At 67.8% G+C, this 23,672-nt stretch carries 23 protein-coding genes; 8 read left to right on the forward strand and 15 right to left on the reverse strand.

Translation table 11 applies throughout. From position 1 onward, the window contains the following. Positions 1 to 484 precede the first annotated feature (484 nt). Positions 485 to 1,303: a GNAT family N-acetyltransferase gene (locus MEBOL_RS22830; RefSeq protein ID WP_157775375.1), complete on the forward strand. Its 819-nt coding sequence runs from the start codon at positions 485 to 487 to the stop codon at positions 1,301 to 1,303. A gap of 3 nt (positions 1,304 to 1,306) precedes the next feature. Here MEBOL_RS22830 and MEBOL_RS22835 read toward each other — a convergent pair whose 3' ends face one another. From MEBOL_RS22835 to MEBOL_RS22865, 7 genes are all read right to left on the reverse strand, one after another. Continuing rightward, complete coding sequence (locus tag MEBOL_RS22835; protein ID WP_095979437.1) at positions 1,307 to 2,866, reverse strand: NADH-quinone oxidoreductase subunit N; 1,560 nt, start codon at positions 2,864 to 2,866, stop codon at positions 1,307 to 1,309. 16 nt (positions 2,867 to 2,882) lie between these two features. Then, positions 2,883 to 4,571 carry a complex I subunit 4 family protein gene (locus MEBOL_RS22840; RefSeq protein ID WP_095979438.1) on the reverse strand — a complete coding sequence of 563 codons (1,689 nt, stop codon included), beginning with the start codon at positions 4,569 to 4,571 and terminating at the stop codon, positions 2,883 to 2,885. After that, the gene (gene nuoL, locus MEBOL_RS22845) at positions 4,568 to 6,811 is read right to left on the reverse strand and encodes an NADH-quinone oxidoreductase subunit L (RefSeq protein ID WP_095979439.1); all 2,244 of its coding nucleotides are present in this window, start codon (positions 6,809 to 6,811) and stop codon (positions 4,568 to 4,570) included. Before nuoL ends, MEBOL_RS22840 begins: the two co-directional genes overlap by 4 nt. Before the next feature lie 41 nt (positions 6,812 to 6,852). Further along, entirely contained in the window at positions 6,853 to 7,164 is a 312-nt protein-coding gene (gene nuoK, locus MEBOL_RS22850) for an NADH-quinone oxidoreductase subunit NuoK (protein WP_095979440.1), read from the reverse strand. A 66-nt stretch (positions 7,165 to 7,230) separates the two neighbouring features. Continuing rightward, on the reverse strand, positions 7,231 to 7,743 hold the full coding sequence (locus tag MEBOL_RS22855) for an NADH-quinone oxidoreductase subunit J (RefSeq protein ID WP_095979441.1): 513 nt from the start codon (positions 7,741 to 7,743) through the stop codon (positions 7,231 to 7,233). Further along, entirely contained in the window at positions 7,740 to 9,074 is a 1,335-nt protein-coding gene (gene nuoF / locus MEBOL_RS22860; protein WP_095979442.1) for an NADH-quinone oxidoreductase subunit NuoF, read from the reverse strand. Before nuoF ends, MEBOL_RS22855 begins: the two co-directional genes overlap by 4 nt. A gap of 27 nt (positions 9,075 to 9,101) precedes the next feature. Next, positions 9,102 to 9,590, reverse strand: a complete 489-nt coding sequence (locus tag MEBOL_RS22865; protein WP_095979443.1) for an NADH-quinone oxidoreductase subunit NuoE family protein — start codon at positions 9,588 to 9,590, stop codon at positions 9,102 to 9,104. Positions 9,591 to 9,694: 104 nt separating this feature from the next. Here MEBOL_RS22865 and MEBOL_RS22870 point away from each other — a divergent pair, with 104 nt between their 5' ends. The 3 genes from MEBOL_RS22870 to serB are packed head-to-tail and all read left to right on the forward strand — an operon-like array spanning position 9,695 to position 13,192. Continuing rightward, entirely contained in the window at positions 9,695 to 10,450 is a 756-nt protein-coding gene (locus MEBOL_RS22870) for a TIGR02266 family protein (RefSeq protein WP_095979444.1), read from the forward strand. 60 nt (positions 10,451 to 10,510) lie between these two features. After that, a complete protein-coding gene (locus tag MEBOL_RS22875) occupies positions 10,511 to 11,977 on the forward strand; it encodes a serine/threonine-protein kinase (RefSeq protein ID WP_095979445.1) in 1,467 nt (488 codons plus the stop codon). A gap of 21 nt (positions 11,978 to 11,998) precedes the next feature. Continuing rightward, positions 11,999 to 13,192, forward strand: coding sequence for a phosphoserine phosphatase SerB (serB, locus tag MEBOL_RS22880; protein WP_095979446.1), 1,194 nt, complete (start codon positions 11,999 to 12,001; stop codon positions 13,190 to 13,192). 7 nt (positions 13,193 to 13,199) lie between these two features. On the opposite strand, the gene MEBOL_RS22885 is transcribed toward serB, so the two are convergent. Beyond that, on the reverse strand, positions 13,200 to 14,045 hold the full coding sequence (locus tag MEBOL_RS22885) for a GspE/PulE/PilB domain-containing protein (RefSeq protein ID WP_095982939.1): 846 nt from the start codon (positions 14,043 to 14,045) through the stop codon (positions 13,200 to 13,202). Positions 14,046 to 14,087: 42 nt separating this feature from the next. On the opposite strand from MEBOL_RS22885, the gene MEBOL_RS22890 reads away from it, so the two are divergent. From MEBOL_RS22890 to MEBOL_RS22900, 3 genes are all read left to right on the forward strand, one after another. Continuing rightward, positions 14,088 to 14,447 carry a DUF309 domain-containing protein gene (locus tag MEBOL_RS22890; protein WP_157775377.1) on the forward strand — a complete coding sequence of 120 codons (360 nt, stop codon included), beginning with the start codon at positions 14,088 to 14,090 and terminating at the stop codon, positions 14,445 to 14,447. Beyond that, a complete protein-coding gene (locus MEBOL_RS22895) occupies positions 14,447 to 14,641 on the forward strand; it encodes a CPXCG motif-containing cysteine-rich protein (RefSeq protein ID WP_095979447.1) in 195 nt (64 codons plus the stop codon). The genes MEBOL_RS22890 and MEBOL_RS22895 overlap by 1 nt, the downstream gene beginning before the upstream one ends. A gap of 156 nt (positions 14,642 to 14,797) precedes the next feature. Continuing rightward, complete coding sequence (locus tag MEBOL_RS22900) at positions 14,798 to 15,259, forward strand: Hsp20/alpha crystallin family protein (RefSeq protein ID WP_095979448.1); 462 nt, start codon at positions 14,798 to 14,800, stop codon at positions 15,257 to 15,259. 141 nt (positions 15,260 to 15,400) lie between these two features. On the opposite strand, the gene MEBOL_RS22905 is transcribed toward MEBOL_RS22900, so the two are convergent. The 7 genes from MEBOL_RS22905 to kdsB form a co-directional block, all read right to left on the reverse strand. Then, positions 15,401 to 15,997: a response regulator gene (locus MEBOL_RS22905; protein WP_095979449.1), complete on the reverse strand. Its 597-nt coding sequence runs from the start codon at positions 15,995 to 15,997 to the stop codon at positions 15,401 to 15,403. Positions 15,998 to 16,078: 81 nt separating this feature from the next. Further along, positions 16,079 to 16,657 carry a KdsC family phosphatase gene (locus tag MEBOL_RS22910; RefSeq protein WP_095979450.1) on the reverse strand — a complete coding sequence of 193 codons (579 nt, stop codon included), beginning with the start codon at positions 16,655 to 16,657 and terminating at the stop codon, positions 16,079 to 16,081. A 40-nt stretch (positions 16,658 to 16,697) separates the two neighbouring features. Further along, entirely contained in the window at positions 16,698 to 17,525 is an 828-nt protein-coding gene (gene kdsA, locus MEBOL_RS22915) for a 3-deoxy-8-phosphooctulonate synthase (RefSeq protein WP_095979451.1), read from the reverse strand. Then, positions 17,522 to 19,150, reverse strand: a complete 1,629-nt coding sequence (locus MEBOL_RS22920; protein WP_095979452.1) for a CTP synthase — start codon at positions 19,148 to 19,150, stop codon at positions 17,522 to 17,524. Before MEBOL_RS22920 ends, kdsA begins: the two co-directional genes overlap by 4 nt. A 99-nt stretch (positions 19,151 to 19,249) precedes the next feature. Beyond that, on the reverse strand, positions 19,250 to 19,483 hold the full coding sequence (locus tag MEBOL_RS22925; protein WP_095979453.1) for a hypothetical protein: 234 nt from the start codon (positions 19,481 to 19,483) through the stop codon (positions 19,250 to 19,252). Between the two features lie 361 nt (positions 19,484 to 19,844). Further along, positions 19,845 to 21,551: an ABC transporter ATP-binding protein gene (locus MEBOL_RS22930; RefSeq protein ID WP_245920120.1), complete on the reverse strand. Its 1,707-nt coding sequence runs from the start codon at positions 21,549 to 21,551 to the stop codon at positions 19,845 to 19,847. 148 nt (positions 21,552 to 21,699) lie between these two features. Continuing rightward, complete coding sequence (gene kdsB / locus MEBOL_RS22935; protein ID WP_095979454.1) at positions 21,700 to 22,440, reverse strand: 3-deoxy-manno-octulosonate cytidylyltransferase; 741 nt, start codon at positions 22,438 to 22,440, stop codon at positions 21,700 to 21,702. Between the two features lie 96 nt (positions 22,441 to 22,536). Here kdsB and wecB point away from each other — a divergent pair, with 96 nt between their 5' ends. Further along, a complete protein-coding gene (gene wecB / locus MEBOL_RS22940; RefSeq protein WP_095979455.1) occupies positions 22,537 to 23,664 on the forward strand; it encodes a non-hydrolyzing UDP-N-acetylglucosamine 2-epimerase in 1,128 nt (375 codons plus the stop codon). The last annotated feature ends 8 nt before the right edge of the window (positions 23,665 to 23,672 follow it).

Here is a 23,672-nt window from a genome sequence, read left to right on the forward strand (position 1 = left end):
GACACGGAGCATGTCGAAGCTGGCCGAAGGAGGTTCCCCCCCACCGCCTTCAGCCCTTCTGATGAGCTTCTCGAGAAGAACCCGCGGCCCGGTTGCCCTCTTCGGAGGGTGCCGGGCCGCCTTCTTTTGGGCGCGCTCCCGCCCGGTTTTTCACCGGTGAAACGCCATTTCATCGCTGCAATGCAGGGGTGAAAGCGGACGAGGCGTCAGGGGAAGCTTCCTGGCTCCAAGTGGTGGGAATCCTTGGGTTTTCGTGTGCCGCGGGGCATGGCACGACGAGTGCTAAAGCCTCCTGACGAAGCACATCGATGCGAGATTGAAGGAGGTTCCCCCCCACCGCCTTCAGCCTTCCGATGCGCTTCTTGAGAAGAACCTGCGGCCCGGTCCCCTTTCCGAGGTGACCGGGCCGCCTTCTTTTGTGCCAGCCAGGAACATCGACAGGTTCTGCTTGAGGTCCGCGCGGGCGGAAGACCATCCGGACTTCGTGCGCCTCTTCACTGAACTCGGCATCGAGGATCCACCGCCCCGCTTGGAAGTGTGGGAGGCGGGCTTGATGAAGCGCTCCTTCTTCGTGGATGGGCCCGGGCGGCCCATGGCCTACGCCACGATCGATGTGCTCGGTCAGATGGGTTACGTGGTGAACCTGGTGGTGGAGCGGGAGCAGCGGCGGCGGGGCATGGGGCGAGCGGTGATGGAAGGTCTCGCCTCGTGGTTCCAGGAGCAGGGCTGTCGTGAGTGGATGTTGTACGTGCGGCCGGACAATGTGCCCGCGCTCGCGCTGTACCAGTCACTCGGCATGACGGCGGGACGGCTGGAGACTACCTGGCGCGTGACTCGGCGGCAGGTGGAGACGCTTCCCCGGGCTTCCGGGCGGCTCGAGGTGAGTTCCCTGGCCGAAGCGGACATCTCCGCCTTGACCCGGACCTTTGGACTGATTCCGGGCAAACTGAATCGATTCGCGGAGCATCCGGAGACGCACTGGCTCCGCCGGTTGGTGGACCCCGAGCACCCCGAGGATGTTCGCGGCGGGTGGATGTGGGTACGACCGCGAGAGGGCGTGGTGCGCTCTCTCTTCGCGGCGACGCCCGCGCATGCACGGGTGTTGCTGGAGGCGGGCTTTCGCGAACTGGATGACGTGGACGAACTGCGTGTGGTGACGGGAGACGCGGTGCTCGAAGCCCGGCTCGGCGGGGCGGGAGCGCGAGTCATCATGCGCACCCAGGAGATGCGTGGGCCGCTGCCTCCGGAAACGAAAACGCCCGGGCGCGAGGGCCCGGGCGGGGATGCTACCGGAGGCGTGTAGGACTCAGCGGCCGAGCAGCGTACCGGCCTGGACGATCCACTCGCCGACGGGTCCGGGGATGATGCCCAGCAGCACCACGGCCACGGTGGAGATGACGAGCACCAGCTCCGTCATCCACGCGCGCTCGAGCGGGTGAGCGCCTTCGGGCACCGGGCGCATGTACATGTAGATGACCACGCGCAGGTAGTAGTAGGCGCCGGCCGCGCTGGAGAGCACCGCCACGATGGTGAGCCCGACGAGGCCCGAGTCCACCGCGGCGCGGAAGAGCATCAGCTTGCCCATGAAGCCCACGGTGGGAGGAATGCCCGCCAGCGACAGCATGAAGGCGGCCATGGCGAAGGCCCAACCCGGGCGGCGCTGCGCGAGTCCGCTCAACCGCTCGCGATCCCACGCGGTGCCCTTCTCCTCGTCCTCGCGCCGCTCCACCAGGGACACGATGCCGAAGGCGCCCATGGTGGTGACGGTGTAGGCGAGCAGGTAGAAGAGGATGCCTCGCAGGGCCTCGGTGCGTGCCACGGCCTGGACGCTGGCGCCCACGAGCGCCGTGGGCCCGAGCAGCTTGAACTCCTGTCCCGGATGCACGGTGAAGAGCGCGGCCACGCCCAGCAGCAGGTAGCCGGCGTGGGCGATGGAGGAGTAGGCCAGCATGCGCTTCACGTTGCGCTGCGGGAGGGCGAGCAGGTTGCCGCCGATCATGGTGAGCAGCGCCAGGGTGGAGAACAGGGCGAAGGGCAGCTTCGCGCTGATGCCACTGCCCACGGTGACGAACACGCGCACGAGCGCCACGAAGGCGGCGGCCTTCACGCCAGCGCTCATGAGGGCGGTGACGGGCGTGGGCGCGCCCTCGTAGACATCGGGCGTCCACATGTGGAAGGGCACCGCGGCCACCTTGAAGGCGAAGCCCGCGGCCACCAGCACCGCGCCCGCGTAGATGAGCGGCGCATGGGTGCCCATGGCGGCGCGCAGCGGCTCCGCCATGTTCGACAGCAGCGTCGTGCCCGCGGCGCCATAGAGCAGCGCCGAGCCGTAGAGCAACACCGCCGAGGAGAAGGCGCCGAGGATGAAGTACTTGAAACCCGCCTCGCTCGGACGCGTGCCACGCCGCAGGAAGCACGTGAGCGCGTACGTCGAGATGGACAGCACCTCGATGTTGATGAAGACGGTGATGAGCTCGTTGGACACGCCCAGCAGGCTCATGCCCGCGCCCGCGAAGAGCATCAGCGCGTAGAACTCACCGCGCTCGGCGCCCCGGCGGCGCAGGAAGTTGGCCGAGGTGAGGGTGGCCAGCGCCAGCGCCACGCAGACGATGAAGGTGAGGAAGCTGGAGAAGGGGTCCAACGCGCCGAAGCCGAGGAACACCTCGCGAGCGGGCTCGAACAGCAGCCGCAGCGACACGGCGCCGGCGATGACGGACGTCAGGGTCGCCAGGACCGCCTGGTAGCCGCGCGACGAGCCGACGGAGAGGAACACCTCCGAGATCAGCAGGGCGCACGCGCCCAGCACCAGGATGATGGCGGGCAGGAGGGGGAGGAAGTCCGCCGAGGTGAGATTGGGCAGATTCATGATGGACAAGTCTCGACTAGCGCCGGTCGGCGAGTGGACCCGCCGGCTGGGCATGGGGAGCGGCGGCCTCGGCGGCGGGCGGCAGACCCTTCACCGTGATGTTCACGTCTCCAGCGGGACGGGCGCCGGGAGCGCCCAGGCTGGCGCGCGCGACGAAACGCTCCGTGGCGGGGTTGATGCGATCCAGGAAGGGCTGCGGCATCAGTCCCATGACCACCACCAGCACCAGGAAGGGCAGCACGGTGACGAACTCGCGGGCGTTCAGGTCCGACAGGTTCTGGTTGTCGCGGTGGGTGAGGGGGCCCAGGAAGACCTTCTGGACCATCCACAGCAGGTACACCGCGCCGAGGATGACGCCCACGGTGGCGAACACGCCGAAGCCCACGCCCAGGCTGCTCTTGAAGGTGCCCAGGAGGATGAGGAACTCACCCACGAAGCCGTTGGTGCCCGGCACCGCCAGGGACGAGAAGGTGATGATGAGGAAGGCGGCCGTGTACACCGGCACCACCTTGGCGATGCCGCCGTAGTCGGACATCAGCCGCGAGTTGCGCCGCTCCTGGAGGAAGCCGAACAGGAGGAACAGCGCGCCCGTGGACACGCCGTGGTTGAGCATCTGGTAGGCGCTGCCGCTGGCACCCTCACCCGTGAGGGCCACCAGGCCGAGCATGCAGTAGCCCAGGTGGCTCACCGAGGAGTAGGCGAGGAGCTTCTTGACGTCCCGCTGCGCCAGGCACATGAGCGCGCCGTAGATGATGCCCACCACCGCGAGCGCGGCCAGCACCGGCCGGGCCTGGTGCGCCGCCGCCGGGAAGAAGGGGATGGCGAAGCGCCAGAAGCCGTAGAGGCCAATCTTCGCCATGATGCCGGAGAGCAGCGCGGAGCCGCCCGAGGGCGCCTGCACGTAGGCATCCGGCAGCCAGGTGTGCAACGGGAAGAGGGGCACCTTGATGGCGAAGGCCAGCGCGAAGGCGGCGAACATCCACGGTCCCCAGCGGAACAGGATGCCCCCCATGCCGTCGAGCTGCGTGCAGTCCCGGCCCGCCATGCCCAGGCACGCGGAGATGTCGCGGTTGGCCACCACCAGGTTGTTGTAGAGGGTGGCGTAGTCGAAGGAGCGCGTCCCCGGCGTGCTGCTGATGAAGTAGAGCGCGACGATCGCCACCAGCATCAGCAGCGAGCCCGCCAGCGTGTAGAGGAAGAACTTCAGCGCCGCCATCTGGCGATCCTCACCGCCCCACACGCCCACCAGCAGGTACATGGGGATGAGCATCGCCTCCCAGAAGATGTAGAAGAGCAGCACGTCCAGCGACACCAGCGCGCCCATCATCACCACCTGCAGGAGCAGCAGGGAGAGATGGAACTCCTTCACTCGCTCGGTGATGGACGTGCTCGACGCGAGCACCACCACCGGGCCGAGGAATACGGTCAGCAGCACCAGGCTGATGGACAGGCCGTCCACGCCCACGTGGTAGCTGGCGCCGAGCTGCTCGAGCCACCGGGCCCGGTACTCGAGCTGGAACTCGGAACCGCCCGGCTCGAAGCGGACGTAGGCCCAGACGCCGAGCGCCAGGTCCACGGCCATGCCGATGAGCGTGACGGCGCGGATCTGTCCGCGCTCGCCCGAGGGCAGGAGGGCCACGAGCGCCGCGAAGAGCAGCGGCAGATAAACGACGACGTTGAGCAGATGGGTGTCGAAGAAGCTCAATTGAGCACCTGGATGATCGCGTAGACCGCGCCGCCGAGAAGGGCCAGGGCCATGACCGTGGCGTAGGCCTGGGCGTCTCCCGTCTGCAGGTAGCGCAGCGTGATGCCCGCGAAGTTCGTGACCCACGCCGTGCCGTGCACCAACCCCTTGTCGATGACGGTCTCCACCATCTTGAACACGATGGTGCCCACCCCCTTGACCGGCCGGATGATGAGGAAGTCGTACACCTCATCCACGTAGAACTTGTTCTGCGTGAAGCGGCGCACCGAGCGGGCCCACACCGGCGCCGGCGTGCCAGCCCGCGCGGGGAAGTACTTGCGATAGGCGAACGCCGCCAGACCGCCGCCCACCAGCGCCGTGACCCAGGCGATGGCGTAGTCGAGGCCCGAGGGCAGGCTGTGGTCCAGCTTCACCTGCGCGCCCCGGGCGGCGATGCGCTCGGCGCTGGCGAACACGGGGCCGAGGAAGTTCTCCATCACCGGCTGCTTGATGCCGCTGCGGCCCGGCATCAGCGGCAGCGCGTACCACAGCGCCGCGATGCTGAGGAAGGCCAGGATGACGAGCGGCACCGTCATGTAGCGGGAGCTCTCGTGGGCATGGGCGACACGGGCTTCCTTGGAGCGCTCGCCCTCGAAGGTGAGGACGTACACGCGCGTCATGTAGAAGGCCGTGCACAACGCGATGACGAGTCCCACGACGTAGAGCGCGGTGGCCGCGCCCTCGAAGCCGACCAGATGGTTGTGGTGCACGCCGTGCAGCAGGGCGTCCTTGGACAAGAAGCCGGAGGACAAGGGGAGGATGCCGGTGATGGTCAGCGTGGCGACGAGGAACGTCCACCACGTGGTCCTCATCTCGCCGCGCAGGCCGCCCAGCTTCTTGATGTCCGTCTCATCCCCGTTGCCGTGCATCACGCTGCCGGCGCCCAGGAAGAGGCAGGCCTTGAAGAAGGCGTGGGTGACGAGGTGCAGCACCGCCGCCCAGAAGATGCCCGTGCCCACGCCCATGAACATGAGACCCAGCTGGGACACGGTGGAGTAGGCGAGCACCTTCTTGATGTCGTCCTGCGCGAAGGCGATGAGCGCCGCGAGCAGCGCGGTGAAGGCGCCGATGATGGCCACCGTCAGCATGGCCGTGGGGCTGAGCACCAGCAGGTAGCTCATGCGGCAGAAGAGGTAGACGCCCGCGGTCACCATCGTCGCCGCGTGGATGAGGGCGGAGACGGGCGTCGGGCCGGCCATGGCGTCCGGCAGCCAGACGTAGAGCGGGAACTGGGCGCTCTTGCCCGCGGCGCCGAGCAGGAACAGCAGCAGCGTCACCGTCAGCACGCCCCCGAAGGTACGGCCCGCGAGCGGTCCCTCCTGGATGGTCGTCTGCAGCGAGAGCGCGGCCTGCGTGTTGTTCTCCGTCGTGGTCGGCACGGCGTTGGCCAGGATCTCCAGCCCCGGGAAGCTCAGGGGACCCTTGAGCTCCAAACCCTCGCGGTAGCGTGCCTGGGCCGCCTCGGCGTTCACGCCCACCGTGGCGTAGTTCCCCACGTTCGCCTGGGTGCTGAAGGCGCTCACCAGCAGCACGAGCAGGAACGAGGCGATGAGGAAGGCGAAGTCGCCGATGCGGTTGGTGACGAACGCCTTGCGGCCCGCCCAGGCCTTGGCCGCGTCCGTGTACCAGAAGCCGATGAGCAGGTAGCTCGCGAGGCCCACGCCCTCCCAGCCCACGAACAGCAGCACGAGGTTGTCGGCGAGCACCAGCGTGAGCATCGCCGCGATGAAGAGGTTGAGGTAGGAGAAGTAGCGCCAGCCGCTCTCGTCGTGCTCCATGTAGCTGGTGGAGTAGACGTGGATGAGGAAGCCCACGCCGGTGATGACCAGCAGCATGACGCCCGACAGGTGGTCCACCATCAGGCCGAAGTTCACCCGGAAGTCCCCGGCGGCGAACCAGGTGCCGTAGTCGTAGCCGATGGCGTAGCGCACGGCGCTGGAGGAGAAGGGGTTCTCCATGGACACCGGGCTGCCGCCCGGCGGGGCGTGGTTGACGCACCAGAACGCCAGCGCGGACAGCACGAACGAGCCGGCCACCGTCGCGCAGGCGATGAGGTGCACGTTGCCTCGGCCCAGCTTCTTGCCGAACACGCCGCACACGAACGCCCCCAACAGGGGCAGCGCGATGATGAGCCACAACGACTGCGCGAAGACGGCGGGTTCCACCGGCGCGGTCATGAAGAATGACTTGAGGGCTTCCATGTCGGACAGGGCTCTCTAGGGCGGAAGGAGGGACCGGACCCTCAGTGTTTCATCGTCCGGATTTCTTCGATGTTGACGGTGCCACGGCTGCGGAACACGGCGATGACGATGGCGAGCCCGATGGAGGCTTCCGCCGCCGCGACGGCGATCACGAAGAAGGCGGACACATGGCCCGTGAGATCCCCGTTCTGCTTCGCGAAGGACAGGAACGTCAGGTTCGCCGCGTTGAGCATCAGCTCCACGCACATGAACACCACCAGGGCGTTGCGGCGCACGAGCACGCCGAACATGCCCAGGCAGAACAGGATGGCGGCGAGGATGAGGTAGTATTTGATGTCGACGGAGTTGGCCATGGCCGATGGACGGGGGGGGGGGCGGACCCGGGCCCGCCTTCTAGCAGAGGGTTGAAGGGGACGGATTCAAATCCGCGACTTGGCCACCACGACCGCGCCCACCATGCCCACCAGCAGCAGCAGGCTGACGGCCTCGAAGGGCAACAGCCACTGGGTGAAGATGGTTTGACCGATGCGCGCGAGCGTGCCGAACCCCCCGCTCACCGCCTGCTGTCCCGTGAAGGTGTTGACGGAGGGTACGCGCCAGATGGCCATCACCAGCACCACCAGCAGTCCCGCCGCCGCCGCACCACCCGCCACGCGCGGGAGCGTCAGCCGAGGCCCCGCCTGGGTGGATTCACCCAGGTTGAGCAACATGATGACGAAGAGGAAGAGCACCATGATGGCGCCCGCGTAGACCATGACCTGCATCACCGCCACCGTGTGCGCCCAGAGGAGCACGTAGATGCCGGCGAGGAAGAAGAACGTGGCCACCAGCGACATGGCGGAGCTGATGGGGCTCTTGGCGAAGATGACCATCAGGGCCGACAGCACCGTGAGGAGGGCGAAGACCCCGAAGAGAACGTGCTCGATGCTCACGACCAGTCTCCGAACGCGCCCCAGGGCTTGTCGCCGAACGGGCAGCGGTGCTCTCGAATGTGCGCCTCGAACTCGTCGCGGAAGCGCATGAGGAAGGAATGGGTGGGAAGCGCCGCGGCATCGCCCAGCGCGCAGATGGTGTTGCCCAGGCCGATGGGCGGGTAGGGCGCGATGGAGGACGCCACGTTGCTCAGGTGCTCCACGTCACCCGGCTCGCCACGCCCCTCCTCGATCTTCCGCAGCAGGCGCGCCTGCCAGGGCGTGCCCTCGCGGCACGGCGTGCACTGGCCGCAGGACTCCTCGGCGTAGAAGCGCGCGATGCGCCAGAGGCTGCGCACCATGCAGGTGGTGTCGTCCATGACGATGACGCCACCGGAGCCCGCCATGGTCTGCTTCACCTTCACCGCCTCGAACTCCATGGCGATGTCGAGCTCGTCCGGGCTCAGGATGGGGGCCGAGGAGCCTCCGGGCACCACCGCCTTCACCTTGCGCCCCGCGGGCAGTCCCCGGCCGTACTTGTCGTCGAAGATGAGCTGGGTGAAGGTCGTCTCCAGCGGCACCTCGTAGACGCCCGGCCGGTTCACCGTGCCCGACAGGCAGATGAGGCGCGTGCCGCCCGACTTGTCCGTCCCCAGGCCCGCGTACCAGGCGGCGCCCCGGGTGAAGACGTGGGGCACGCTCGAGAGCGTCTCCACGTTGTTGACCACCGTGGGGCAGCCGAACAGGCCCACCACCGCGGGGAAGGGAGGCTTGAGCCGCGGCCAGCCCTTCTTGCCCTCCAGGCTCTCCAGCAGGGCCGTCTCCTCGCCGCAGATGTAGGCGCCCGCGCCGCGCACCAGGTAGCAGTCGAGCGCGAAGTCCTTGCCCATCAGCGTCTTGCCGAAGATGCCCGCCGCGTAGGCCTCCTGGATGGCCGCCTGCAGGCGCTCCGCCGGGAACTTGAACTCGCCGCGCAGGTACACGTAGCAGGTGTGCACGTTCAGCGCGTAGGACGCGATGGCGATGCCCTCGAGCAACATGTGAGGGTCGTGCGAGAGGATGTTGCGGTCCTTGAACGTCCCCGGCTCGGACTCATCGCCGTTGACGGCGAGGTACTTGGGCTTGGGGTTGTCCTTGGGGACGAAGCTCCACTTGAGCCCCGTGGGGAAGCCCGCGCCGCCGCGTCCGCGCAGGTTGGACTTCTTCACCTCGTCGATGATCTGCGCGGGCGTCAGCTCCAGCGCCTTCTCCAGCCCCTTGTAGCCCCCGCGCTGCTTGTACGAATTCATCGTCCAGGACTGGGGCTTGCCCCAGCCGGTCGAGATGACGGGTTCGAATGCCGTTGTCGCCATGGAAATCAGATCCCTTGATGGAGCGGGTCAGGAGAGCTTGTCGAACAGGGCATCGAGCTTGGCCCGGTCGAGGCTTTCGTGGTGGTCCTCATTGATTTGCAGGCACGGCGCGGTGCCGCAAGAAGCCAGGCACTCCGTCTCGCGCAAGGTGAAGCGCTCGGTCGTCTCACCGGCCTTGAGTCCGAGCTTGCGCTCCAGATAGGCGAGCATCTGTTCCGCGCCTCGCAGGGCGCAGGGCAGGTTGGTGCACACGTCGATGACGTACTTGCCGGGCTTCTTGAGGTGGTACATCACGTAGAAGCTCGCCACCTCATAGGCGCGCTCCGGCCGCACTTCCAGCGCGCTGGCCACGAGCTTGATGCCCTCGGGAGGCAGCCAGCCCTTGATGTCCTGCAGCACCCTCAGCGCGGGAAGCATTCCTGCGCTCTTCCGATCCGCGGGGTAGTGCGACAGGATCTCGGCGATCTGCGCATCGAACTTCTTCTGCTCTTCAGGGGTGAACAGGGACTCCGCCATGGCGGGGCGGTTCGTAAGTCCCTGACGCCCGCGTTGTCAACATAAACCCTCGGCGCTACACTGCGCCGCATCAGCGAAATACCGAGCGATTTCAACACTTTGTTATGAATCGGGGATCAGAGGACAAACGAGAGGAGCCCCGAGTGCCGCTCGTGCTGCGGGTGCGGTTCCCGGATCAGTCACGCCTGGCCGAGGTGACGGAGAATCTGTCGCGGGGAGGAATCTTCGTGCAGACGGATCGTTCCTTCACGCTGGGACAGCAGGTGGGGTTGGCACTTTCTTTCCCGGGGCTGATGGATCCGGTAGAAGTCGTGGGGACGGTGGCGTGGGTGCGGCCCGTGGCGCCCGAGGCGCCAGCGGGTGTGGGCATCCGGGTGGTTCGCGAGCAGGACCGGCAGCGATTGGGTGACATCTTGAGTGCATCAGGACAGACCCGCGCATCGGACCGGACGGCGATACCCGCCGAGGGCTATCGTGTCCTCATCGTCGAGGACAACCCGCACATCATCGAGATGTACAGCTACGTGCTCAAGAAGCTGGCGAGTGGCGAGCTGGCGGGCCAGGTGCCGCTCGAGGTGCACTTCTCTCCCGACGGCCACCACGCGCTCCAGGCCCTGCGCTCCAGCCGCTTCAGCCTGGTGATGACGGACCTGTACATGCCGGTGATGGACGGCTTCGCCCTCATCGAGCGCATCCGCGCCGAGGAGGCGCTCAAGTCCATTCCCGTCGTGGCCATCTCCGCGGGCGGGCCCGAGGCGCGCGAGCGCGCCATGCAACTGGGCGTGGACATCTACCTGCGCAAGCCGGTGCGTTTCCAGGAAGTGCTGGAGACGGTGAAGCAACTGCTCCACATTCCCTGAGACCTCGGGTGTGGGCGTTCATTGGACGGCGGGCTCCGACCGCGTAGAGTCCGTCCCCTCATGCCCACGCCCCCCATCCACCGCGACACCGTCTGCGGCGAGGCGCTGTTCATCCTCCAGAGCCTGAGGGAGAACGGCCGGTTGGGCCGCTCGAACAAGCTGGCCGATGTGAAGGCCGCCCTCGAGCCGTCCGTCTCGCTGGAGTTCGACAGCTACTACCTCTTCCTGCGCAAGTACCACTACATCGCCCTGGACCCTCGCGAGGCGCAGCTGCGGCTGACCGAGCTGGGGGAAAAGGCGGTGGACAGCGGCCAACAGGAGAAGTTCATCCAGGAGGTGGAGGAGTTCTTCGCCGAGCAGCTCGGTCTGGAGGACGCCGCCGCGGTGATGGGGGAGGAGATCAACCCCCGCATCCCGCCGCCTCCGCCGGACAGCATGCTCGAGGAGCTGGAGGCGAAGCGCACCGCGGAGCCCCCGGCCCTGCCTCGCTCGCGCCCCTCGGGTGTCTTCGCGGTGGAGCTGCCGGCCGCCGCGCCTCCCCCGGTGGCCAGTGTGCGCACGGAGGTTTCGCTCCCGTCGACTCCCGCCCCCGCCGTGGCCTCGTCCGCTCCCATGCCTTCTTCCGCCTCCGCGTCTCCTTCTCCCGTGTCGTCCCCTCCCGCCGCGAAGGCCGCGGAGTTGCTGGACCAGCGCTACCAGAAGCTCGACACCATCGGCACCGGACCCTTGGGCACCACCAGCAAGGGCCGCTTCAACGCGCTCGGGTTGGACATCTGCGTCAAGGAGTTGAAGGACATCTTTGGCTACTTCTCCTTCCTGCAGCGCGGCGAGGTGCTCAAGCGGCTCAAGCGGGAGCTGTGCGCCCAGGCCCAGGTGCGCCATCCCGGCATCGTCCAGGTGCTGGACCAGAACACGGAGTCGGCCCGGCCCTACTACGTGCTCGAGTTGCTGCAGGGCAACCTCAAGCAAGAGCTGGAGGCGGGCGGGGGCAAGGGCGTTCCCGTGCCCTTCGCCCTGCGCTGCTTCCTGCAACTCGCCTACGCGCTGCGCGCCGCGCACTCCGTGGGTCTCACCCACCACAACCTCAAGCCGGAGAACGTCCTCTTCGATCTGCACGGCAACGCGAAGCTGGGTGATTTCGGCCTGAGCCGCGTGGTGGAGCAGGACGCGTCCAAGGGTCTGCCCCAGGTCTTCGTGGGGGCCAGTGGCATGGTGTACCTGGCGCCCGAACTGCTCCAGCCGCATCGCGCGAAGGAGTCGGGACCCGCGTCCGACGTCTACGGGCTCGGTATCCTGCTCTACGAGATGCTCACCGGGCAGATCCCGGGCCGCCGCTCGCCGCTGCCTTCCGAGGTCAATCCCGAGGCTCCCTCCGGCCTGGACGCCATCTTCGACAAGATGACCCAGGACAAGGTGGAGCAGCGCTATCCAGACCTCGACGCGATGTTGGAGGACTTCTACAAGGCCTTCCCCGAGGCGCCCTTCCTCACCAAGGGAGATCTCATCCTCTCCTCGGAGCCTCGCTAGCGGTATCCGGGTCGCGACGCCATGTCCTCCAGCGCTCTTCTCTCCGACTCGCTCCTGCTCACCGTCACTGGCCGGGACCATCCCGGCATCACCGCCCGGTTGACGGGCCTGCTCGCCGAGGCGGGTGCGTCCCTGCTCGACATCGAGCAGGTGGTGGTGCGCGGCCAGCTCACCCTGTGTCTGGCGGTGCGCCTCCCCGATGCCCCTGGCGTGCGCGAGTCCTTGTTCGCCACGGCCCGTGAGCTCGGCCTGTCCCTGGACATCCAGCCCGCGCCCGCGCCGGGTCCCGCGGTGTCCAGCCGCCATGTCGTCACGCTGGTGGGCCGTTCGCTCGGGCCATCCGAGGTGCACGCGGTGACGGAGCGCCTGCTCCAGCACGGGGCCAACATCGAGCGGCTCCACCGGCTGTCCGAGGTGGAGCCCGGCTCCCTGGAAATCCATGTCACGCTGCCTCCCGGGCGGGAACTCGAGCCGCTTCAGCGCTCGCTCCTGGAGCTGGCCATGTCCACGAGCGCCTTCGACGTGGCGTTGCAGCGCGAGAGCCTCTACCGGCGCGCCAAGCGGCTGGTGGTGATGGACATGGACTCCACGCTCATCCGCATCGAGGTCATCGACGAGCTGGCGCGGGCCTACGGCGTGGGCGAGCAGGTGTCTCGCATCACCGAGCGAGCCATGCACGGGGAGATGGACTACGACGAGTCACTGCGCCAGCGCGTGGCGTTGCTCAAGGGACTCGATGCGCGGGTGCTCCAGAACATCGCGGACCAGCTGCCGCTCACCGACGGGGCCCAGACGCTCATCCGCGTGCTCAAGCGGTTGGGGTACCGCACCGCCATCATCAGCGGAGGCTTCTCCGTGGCGGCCGAGGCGCTCAGGACCCGGCTCGGCATCGACTACGCGCACTCCAACGTCCTGGAGGTGGTGGACGGCAAGCTCACGGGCCGCACCCTGGGTGCCATCGTCAACGCGCGCCGCAAGGCGGAGTTGCTGGAGAGCATCGCCCAGGCGGAGGGCATCCTGCTCGACCAGGTCATCGCCGTGGGTGATGGCGCGAATGACTTGTTGATGCTCGAGCGCGCGGGGCTGGGCATCGCCTTCCGCGCCAAGCCCAAGCTGCGTCAGGCGGCCGATGCCTCCATCTCCGCCGGTGGCCTGGACACCATCCTCTACCTCCTGGGCCTCACCGCTCGGGAGCTCCAGGAGGTGCGGGACTAGGGACGGCTCAGGAGGGACGCATGCGCGCGGCGAGTTCCCGCTGCTGCAGCTGTCCCTTCTCCAGCAGCAGCTCGAGCAGGGCGCGCAGGATCTTCGAGCTCTTCTCCTGATTCTGCTGCACGGCCTGGAGCCGCTGCATCTCCTCGGGGGAGAACACCTCGGCGGCGGGAGGCGCGGCGTTGAGGATTTCGTCGAGCAGGTCCGACGCGCTCGACGACAGGCTCGGCCGAGCGGGCATGGGCGCGGCGGCCGCCTGACGGGCCGCGTTCTCCTTGGCCACGTTCGGCGCGATGTCGGTGATGGCCTTCATCACCGTCTTGCCGCTGATGTCGACGATCTTGAACTCGTCCTCGTCCGCGCCGCCGCCCTTCTTGCTCGGGGTGGCCCGGATGTTCCCCATCGCCGAGGACGGCTCCATGTTGCGGTAGTGCCGCTGGATGGCGTTCTCGATTTCCCGGTCGCCCGCCACCATGGTGATGACGCGCGTGCGGCTGATGGCGGCCACCTTGTCGATGGTCGCCAGGTCGGTGGGGTCCGACATGGCCAGCACGAGCGTCTTGCCGTTGTCGCGCAGGGAGACGGGGAAGATGCCCTTCTGCTCGGCGAAGGTGACGTCCAGTTTGGCGAGCGCGCCGGGATCCTTGCTGGTCCCCAGCTGGACGCGCTGCATGCCCAGACCCTCGGCGATGGCCTGGGTGAGGGTGTCCTCCGCGGTGATGCCCATGTCGCTGATGATGCGCGACAGGCGTCCGCCCCACTGGTCATGCTGGGCGAGCGCGCTGCGCAGCTGCATCTCATCGATGACACGGGCCTTGACGAGAATTTCTCCAATACGGTTGCGAGGTGCGGCCATGCCCACCAGTGTACGAGGGAAGACGCCTGGAGTCGCGTTTCGATGCCTCGCCGATTCCCCGACTGCCTCTCCGAAGGAGTGACGCTCTTCGACGCGGGCGCGTTTCACGCGGCCCACGAGGCCTGGGAGCACGCGTGGTTGGTGGAGAAGGGACCGCGCCGGCTGCTCTTGCAAGGACTCATCCTCGTGGCGGCGGGGTGGCTCAAGCGCGACGCGGGCAACGGGGCAGGGGCCCGGACGCTCTTCTCTCGTGCGCTCGACAGGCTGGCCTCCCTCCCCGCGCGGTACGAGGGCGTCGATGTGGAGGGTTTACGCCAAGTCATCCCCCGATGGCGTGAGGGCGAGGACTCGGACAGGCCCATGCTCGCCCGGTTGGTCGAACCCGAGGAAGGAGACGTCTGATGCAACCCTTCGCCGATGAGCAATCCCACCAGTGCCCCTACTGCGGTGAGTCCGTGGATGTGACCGCGGACCCGCTGGGGGTCTCCTTGGAGACCTATACGGAAGACTGCCCGGTGTGCTGCCGGCCGTGGGTGGTCCATGTCTCGCGCGAGGAGGACAACGTCCTCATCTCCCTCGGGCGCGAGGACGATTGAGAGGGCGCGACGGGCCGTGCGGCGCGCTTCCTTGACACGTTCCAAAGCATGGTTCTCTTGAGCTTGTGAGACGCGATGCGGCTCACGAACCCGAGAGTTCAATCACAACCGCGCGCCGCGGCTCCGTTTGGAGTGTGGCGCGAACAGGAGACGTCCATGCAGAACAGCCGTTGGAACCCGTTCGAGATGAGCAATGGTGCCGTGGCCCTGGGCCCCCTGGTGATGCGGGAGTTCGATCAGATCTTCCGTGACTTGTCCGTGCGTCAGACGGGCGCGCGTGAGTTCGTCCCGGCCGCGGACATCCACGAGACCGCCGAGGGCATCACCCTGCAGGTGGACCTGCCCGGCCACGACGCGAAGTCCATCGAGGTGCGCGTGGAGAACGACACGCTGACCCTCAAGTCCGAGCGCAAGCGCGACCCCTCCGAGTCCCAGAAGAACGAGGGCACGCGGCGGCTGGAGCGCAGCTTCGGGGTGTACACGCGCTCCTTCGCGCTGCCGCGCACGGTGGACGCGTCCCGCGTGGAAGCCCGCTACGAGAATGGCGTGCTCACCCTGACGCTGCCGCGCCGGGAGGAGACCAAGCCGCGCGTGGTCGAAGTGAAGGTGAATGGCTAGGGCCGCAAGGGGCGGGCCCCCGGAATGGGGCTCGCCTCCTCCACGGGACATGACGCAGGAGTGGCGTCGACGTCCTCCCCCGAGGGCCTCGAGAAGAGGGGCCTCGGGGAGACGCTTCGCCGCGCGCGGACCTCGCGCCGCCTAGCGCTTGACGGCGGCGTCGGTGCCGCCGAGCGCCAGCGGCACGCGGAACAAGTCGAGCACCTGCTGCACGTCCAGGGGCTTGGGCAGGCACGCCACGGCGCCCGCCTGCTTGGACTGCTCCACCACCTCGGGCGAGTGGGCGGACGTCATGGTGATGAGCCGCACGCCCTCCATCTGCTTGCGAGCGCGGATGCGGCGGCACACCTCGATGCCGTCGATGTCGGGCATGTTCAAGTCGATGAGCATGCCGTGGGGCTTCTGCTCGGACACCAGCAGCAGCGCCTCGACGCCACTGGTGGTCGTCTGCAGCTCCACCTGGTTGGCGTACGGCTTGAACACACGCTTGATGGCGTCCAGGACCTGCCGCTCGTCATCCACCACCAAGAGACGCACGGTGCTGCTGCCCAACTCCTCGGGCACCGGCATCTGGTGGGTGATGAGGAACGTGCGCAAGTCCGCCGAGCGCACCCGCCGGTGACCACCCGGTGTCCGGAACGCCATGAGGATGCCGCGGTCGATCCACTTGCTCACCGTGGACGGGTCCACCTGGAGCAACCGACTGATGTCGTGGGTCGTGTAGAGCTGATCCGTCATCGAACTCCCCTCACTCTGCCCTGCTTCATTCCGGCCTTCATAGGATAGGACACCTACCGGGGAAGCGAAAATTCTTTGCTTTCACAACTTGACAGCTTGTAGGGCCTCGGGGGCCTTCATGTGTTGAACGGTGGCTTCCCACTGCCCCGTTGCCCTCAAGCACAACTCGACCAGCTCACGCGCGGCGCCGTGTCCTCCACGGTTCCTCGCGATGTAATGCACTTCCTGCCGCACCTCGGGGGCCGCGTCCGCCGGGCAGGCCGACAGCCCCGCCAGGCCCAAGGGACCCAGGTCGTTGACATCATCTCCCATGTAGGCGCACTCCTCGGGAGCAACCGAGAGCTGGGTGAGCAGCTCGCGGAAGCCCGCGGTCTTGTCCTTGCGGCCCTGGAGGATGAGGGAGACGCCCAGCTCGCGGCCCCGCGTTTCCACGATGGAGGAGGAGCGCGCGGTGAGGATGGCGGTGCGCAGACCCGCGTGCCTCGCCATCACCAGCCCGTGCCCATCCTTCACGTCGAAGCGCTTCATGACCTCGCCGCCGTCGCCGTAGTACAGCCCGCCGTCCGTGAGGACGCCGTCCACGTCGAACACGAGTACCCGAACGCGACTGGCGCGCTCCGTCAACTCGTCCCGGTTGGGTTTGGGCGGCAGCTCCGTCATGTCGTGACCCTTGGATTCCCCTCCTACGACTTCGATTCGATCATGCCGGTTCGTGCCCGAGGGCACGTCGGATGGCGAGTACCTGACGTAGCACGTCCTCGAACATCTGGGGGGATAGTGAGCAAGGACCGTCACACAAGGCACGGTCCGGGTCTTCGTGTACTTCCGTGAAAAGCGCGTCTATCCCGGCGGCCGCGGCCGAGCGCGCCAGAAGGGAAACGAACTTCCGCTCCCCACCTGTCTGGCCATCCCCGGATGACGGGAGTTGCACGGAATGGGTGGCGTCGAAGCACACGACGAGTCCCGCCTCGCGCATCTGGGCGAAGCCGCGCATGTCCACTACGAGATTGTTGTAGCCGAAGGTGGCGCCGCGCTCGGTGACGAGCACGTTGGGGTTGCCCGTCTCCACGGCCTTCTTCGCCGAGTGGACGATGTCCTTGGGGGCCACGAACTGGCCCTTCTTGAGGTTGACGCCCTTGCCCGTGCGGGCCACCGCCTCCACCAGGTCCGTCTGGCGGCAGAGGAAGGCGGGAATCTGGATGATGTCCACCACCTCGGCGGCGGGGCCCACGTGGCTCGTCTCGTGGACGTCCGTGAGGATGGGCACGCCCACCTCGCGCTTGACGCGGTCCAGGATGCGCAGGCCCTCCTTGAGGCCCGGGCCCCGGAAGGACTTGCCGCTCGTGCGGTTGGCCTTGTCGTAGGAGCACTTGAAGGCATAGGGCACGCCCAGCCGCGACGTCATCTCCTTGAGCAGCCGCGCGTGCCGCAGCGCCATGTCCTCGGACTCGATGCTGTCGGGGCCCGCGATGACGAAGAGCTTGTGGCCCGCGCCCACGGTGTGGCCGCACAGTTGGATGGTGCTCATGCGTGGTTCCTCCCAGCGTCCCGCTGAGTGAGCGCCGCCCGGATGAAGCCGGAGAAGAGCGGGTGGGGCGCGAAGGGCTTGCTCTTGAACTCGGGGTGGAACTGGCAGCCGATGAAGTAGGGGTGGTCGGGCAGTTCGATCATCTCCACGAGGTTGAGCTCGGGATTGTGCCCGGACACCACGAGCCCCGCCTCCTGCATGCGGCCCCGGTAGGTGTTGTTCACCTCGTAGCGGTGACGGTGCCGCTCGTGGATGATGTCCTCGCCGTACAGCTTGTGCGCGAGCGAGTCCGGCTTGAGCGCGCAGGCATAGGTGCCCAGGCGCATGGTGCCGCCCTTGTCCTGCACCTTCACCTGGCTCTCCATGAGCGTCACCACCGGGTGCGGGGTGTGCTCGTTGAACTCGAGCGAGTTGGCTCCGGCGAGCCCCAGCACGTTGCGGCTGAACTCCACCACCGCCATCTGCAGGCCCAGGCAGATGCCGAAGAAGGGCACCCGCTTCTCCCGGGCGTAGCGCACCGCGGAGATCTTGCCCTCGGTGCCTCGCACGCCGAAGCCGCCGGGCACCAGGATGGCGTCCACGTCCCCGAGGATCTTCTCCGCGCCCTTCTCCTCCACCTCCTGCGAGTCCACGAAGCGCAGGTTCACCTTCACGTCGTTGGCGATACCGCCGTGCATCAAGGACTCGTTGAGGCTCTTGTAGCTCTCCTTCAGGTCCACGTACTTGCCGACCATGGCCACCGTCACCTCGCCCCGGCCCGGCGAGTACACCTTGCGCAGGATGTCCTCCCAGCGCTCGAGCCTGGGCGCCCGGCTCCAGATGTTGAGCGTCTCCGTGAGGCGCTCGTCCAGACCCTGGCGGTGCAGCTCCAGGGGCAGCTCGTAGATGCTCTTCACGTCCGGCGACGTGAACACGTTGCCCGTGTCCACGTTGCAGAACATGGCGATCTTGTCCTTGAGCTCGCGCGAGATTTCCCGGTCCGTGCGGCAGATGAGGAAGTCTGGCTGGATGCCGATCTCCCGCAGCTTCATCACCGAGTGCTGCGTGGGCTTGGTCTTCACCTCGCCCGCCGCGCCGATGTACGGCAGCAGCGTCAGGTGGATGTAGATGGTGTTGCCCGCGCCCACGTCGTAGCGCATCTGGCGGATGGCCTCGAGGAAGGGCAGGGACTCGATGTCACCCACCGTGCCGCCCACCTCGACGATGACCACGTCCACGCCCTGTGCCGCCTGGCGGATGCAGGACTTGATCTCATCGGTGATGTGCGGAATCACCTGGACGGTCTTCCCCAGGTACTCGCCCCGGCGCTCCTTCTGGATGACGGAGTGGTAGATGCGCCCGGTGGTGAAGTTGTTGAGCCGGGACATGCGCGCGTTGGTGAAGCGCTCGTAATGTCCCAGGTCCATGTCGGTCTCGCCGCCGTCGTCGGTGACGAAGACCTCGCCGTGCTGGAACGGGCTCATCGTGCCCGGATCGATGTTGATGTATGGATCGAGCTTGAGCAGGGTGAGGTCGAGCCCGCGGTTCTCCAGCAGGGCTCCGATGGACGCGGACGCGAGCCCCTTGCCCAGCGAACTCACGACCCCGCCGGTCACGAAGATGTACTTGGTCTTCTTGGAGCGCATGGCCCTTCCTGCCAAGAGAGGCCGGGGGCGTCAATGTTTCTGTCGGCCCCGGCGCCTCCCGTCAGCGGGCCGCCAGGACGGCCAGTGCGAGGGGGCTGCTCAGTCCTGACCCTGGCTCCGGGGACGACTCTCGGCGTAGTCACGCGCCTGGGGGACGGCGCCGCGTTGCTCCCTCAGCGGACAGTGGCGGCACGTCCAGCCGTCCCAGGCCCGTTTCACCGCCAGGTGCAGGCAGGCGTCGTAGTTGAAGCAGAACAGATTGCGTTGGACCTCCACCACCGATTCGTCACGCAGGGCGGAAGGCAGCGGGCTCGGACAGGGTGTGATGGACAAAGGTCGGGTCTCCAGCGAGTGAATCGAAACCGTCCCCCCTCGGTGCGTGCAACAGGGCCGCCGCTCCCTCATTCCCAAGGGGGGCGACAAAAAAGGCCCGCCCGGTCCACGGCCCCGTCGAATGGTGGGGTGCGTGGGCCCGGGCGGGCCGGACAACCTTCGGCGTCAACATCCGCCGGACAGCCGCTTCATCAGCGGGCCGTGCCGACGGAGGTGGACGCCTGACTCTTGCTTTCAGTCAAGGCATCACCTCCTTTCGTCTGCGGGCTTTTTTGTAATCACCGCCATTCCCTCGCGCCACCTGTCCTGGAGCGCTTTTGAAAGTCGGTTCCCCTACAGACGGGCGACCGCCCGGGCGCGCTCAGGCGGCCACGAACTGGCGCTCCACCAACCGGCGGTAGAGGCCCTCCTGGCCCATGAGGGTGGAGTGGTCGCCGCTCTGCACCACCTGGCCTCCCTCCATCACCACCACCCGGTCGGCTCCCACCACCGTGGACAGCCGGTGGGCGATGATGAGCGTGGTGCGCCCCTGCATCAGCCGTTCCAGGGCCTCCTGCACCAGGTGCTCGCTCTCCGCGTCCAGCGCGCTCGTGGCCTCGTCCAGCACCAGCAGGCGTGGATCCTTGAGCACCGCGCGGGCGATGGCGATGCGCTGCTTCTGGCCGCCGGACAGCTGCACGCCCCGCTCGCCCACCAGGGTGCGGTAGCCCTCGGGAAAGCGGGAGATGAAGTCGTGGGCGTTGGCGGCGCGCGCGGCGGCCTCCACTTCCTCGTCCGAGGCGGCCGGACGCCCATAGCGGATGTTGTCCGCGATGGAGGAGGCGAAGAGCATGGGCTCCTGGGCCACCGTGCCCACCTGCTGGCGCAGCCACTCGGTGTCGAGCCCGTCCAGCTCCCGCCCATCCAGCAGCACGCGCCCCTCCTGGGGGTCGTACATGCGCGCGAGCAGCGCGGCGATGGTGGACTTGCCCGCGCCCGAGGGGCCGACGATGGCCACCACCTCGCCCGGGGCGACGTCCAGGTGGATGCCCTTGAGCACCGGCACGTCCCGGCGCGTGGGGTACGCGAAGCGCACGTCCTTGAATTCCACGTGGCCGCGCACACTGGCCAGACGCTCGCCGCCCGAGGAGGGAATGGCGGGCTTGCGGTCCACCAGCTCGAAGACGCGCTCGGCCGCGCCCGAGGCGCGCATGAAGTCCGCCCACAGGTCCGCCAGCGCGCCCAGGGCGACGGCCACCATGAGCGAGTAGATGAGGAAGGAGGTGAGATTGCCCACCGTCATCTTCCCGTCCAGCACCAGCCGCCCGCCGTACCAGAGCACCACCGCCGAGGACAGGTAGCCCGCGGACGAGGCCCCCGCGAGGAAGTACGAGGACTGCTTGATGCGCCGGCGCGCCACGTCATAGGCGCGCTCGGTGGCGCTCTGGTAGCGCTCCACCTCGTGGCGCTCGGCGGCGAAGGAGCGCACGGTGCGGATGCCGGACAGGCTCTCCTCGGCCACCTCGTTGGCGGCCGCCAGCGCGTCCTGGGCTTCCTTGGACAGCCCGCGCACCTTGCGTCCGTACGACACCGCCCCCACCGCCACCGCGGGCACGATGGCGAGCATCAGCGCGGTGAGCACCGGCGACGTGTAGAAGAGCAGCGCGATGCCGCCCACCGCCTGGGCCGCGTTGCGCAGCGCCATGGAGATGTTCACGCTCACCGTGTTCTGCAGCACCGTGGTGTCCGAGGACAGGCGGTTGGTGAGCTCTCCCGTCTTGCGCTCGTCGAAGAAGCCCACCTCCTGGGACATGAGGCTCTGGAACAGGTCCTGCCGCAGCCGCGTCACCACGCGCTCGCCCGCGGTGGTGAAGAGGTAGTAGCGCAGCGCCATCGCCACGCCCTGCACCAGGAAGACGCCCACCATGGCCAGGGCCACGTTGTCGATGCGGGCGCGATCCCCGGCATGCAGCGCCTGGTCGATGATGTCGCCGATGATCTTCGGGTACACGAGCCCGAGCGCGCTGGCGATGAGCAGGAAGAGGGTGCCCAGCAGGATGCGGCGGGCCTGGGGCCGGGCCAGTCCCATGATGCGGCGGAACGTGACGCGGGAGAAACGGGGCTTCTTGGGAGCTTCGGGCTTCTGAATGGCGTCGGACACGCGCGCAGACTAACGCGGGACGGGGCGCGAGGGAGTTTCCCGGACGCGGACCGCTCCGCCTGCCTGCCCGGCCAGTTCAGCCGCCGCGCAGCACCGCCTCCACCCGGGCCACGTCCTCGGGGACGTCCACCGCCACCGAACGCCCCGTCACCTGGCCACACCGGATGCGGATGCCATGCTCCAGCGCTCGGAGTTGCTCCAACTTTTCCGCCCCCTCCAAGGGAGTGGCGCTCAGGTGGGCGAGCCGCATCAGCGCCGGGCGCCGGTAGCCATACAGCCCCAGATGGGCCCAGCGCCGCACCGCGGCCGCCTCGGACGGCTCGCGCACGAAGGGCAGGGCGGCGCGGCTGAAGTAGAGCGCGTCCCCGTTGAGCGCCAGCACCGCTTTCACCACATGGGGACTGTCCACCTCCGTGGACTCCAGGGGGCGCACCAGGGTCCCCATCTGGACCTCCGGGTCGGTGAAGAGGCGCGCGAGTACCCGCAGCGACTCGGGATCCACCAGCGGCTCGTCGCCCTGGACGTTCACCCACACCTCCACGTCCGCGCGCGTCCGGGCCACCTCGGCCACCCGGTCCGTTCCCGTGGCGCAGTCCGGCGAGGTCATCACCGCCGTGCCCCCGAAGCGCGCGACCTCGTCCTGGATGCGACGGTCGTCCGTGGCCACCAACACGTCCGCGAAGACGCGGGCCTCCTGACAGCGCCGCCAGACGTGTTCGATCATCGTCCGGCCGGCGATCAAGGTCAGGGGTTTGCCAGGAAAGCGCGTGCTGGCGTAGCGCGCGGGAATGACGGCGACAGGATAGGGGGCGGGCATGGGCGGGCGCTGTCTATCAGATTCAAGACGCTGCACGGCCCTGGTGGACCGTGGGGCACTGGTCTCCCCGGGGACGATACCTAACCTTGGGCCATCATGAGGAAGGTTCTCCATATCGTCGGGGCCCGCCCCAATTTCATGAAGGTCGCGCCCATCCACCGGGCCATCCGCGAGCGCGGCGTGCTCTCCCAGACGCTCGTCCATACCGGCCAGCACTACGACGTGAAGATGAGTGACGTCTTCTTCACGGACCTGGGCATGCCCGCTCCCGACATCCACCTGGGCATCGGCTCGGGCAGCCACACCGAGCAGACGGCGCGCGTGATGCTCGAGCTGGAGAAGGTGTTCGCTTCCGAGAAGCCGGACCTGGTGTCCGTGGTGGGTGACGTCAACAGCACCCTGGCCGGGGCGCTCGTGGCGGCGAAGATGAACATCCGCCTCGCGCACGTGGAGGCGGGTCTGCGCAGCGGCGACCACTCCATGCCCGAGGAGATCAACCGCCTGCTCACCGACCGCGTCGCGGATCTGCTCCTCACGCCCTCGGCCGACGCGGACGCCAACCTGCTGCGCGAGGGCATTGCCCCCTCCCGCATCCGCCTGGTGGGCAACGTGATGATCGACTCGCTCCTCACGGCGCGCGAGCAGGCCTTGCGCCTGCCCACCCTCAAGGAGCTGGGCTTCACGCCTCGCCACTACGCGGTGTGCACCCTGCACCGCGCCTCCAACGTGGATGACGTCAATACCCTGCGCGGGCTCCTGTCCGCGCTCGCCCACGTGGCCAGCCGCCTGCCCGTCGTCTTCCCCGTCCACCCGCGCACCCGCAAGCGCATCGTGGACATGGGCCTCGGGTCCACGCTGGAGCGCACTCCGGGCCTGCGCCTGGTGGACCCCCTGGGCTACCTCGAGTTCCTCGCGCTCACCTCCCAGGCCCGGCTCGTCTTCACCGATTCGGGTGGGCTCCAGGAGGAGACGACCGTGCTCGGCATCCCCTGTCTCACGGTGCGCGAGAACACCGAGCGGCCCATCACCGTGGACGTGGGCACCAACCTGGTCGTGGGCACGGACCCCGCCCGCATCCAGCAGGCCGCCGACCTCATCCTCGATGGACACGAGAAGAAGGGCCGCGTGCCCGAGCTGTGGGATGGCCGCTCGGGCGAGCGCATCGCCCGGTTGTACGAGGAAGTGCTCGGCGTCGGGGACGCGCCCCGCCGCGCCGCCGTTTGAACCCTTGG

The sequence above is a fragment of the Melittangium boletus DSM 14713 genome (assembly GCF_002305855.1).
Lineage (GTDB): Bacteria > Myxococcota > Myxococcia > Myxococcales > Myxococcaceae > Cystobacter > Cystobacter boletus.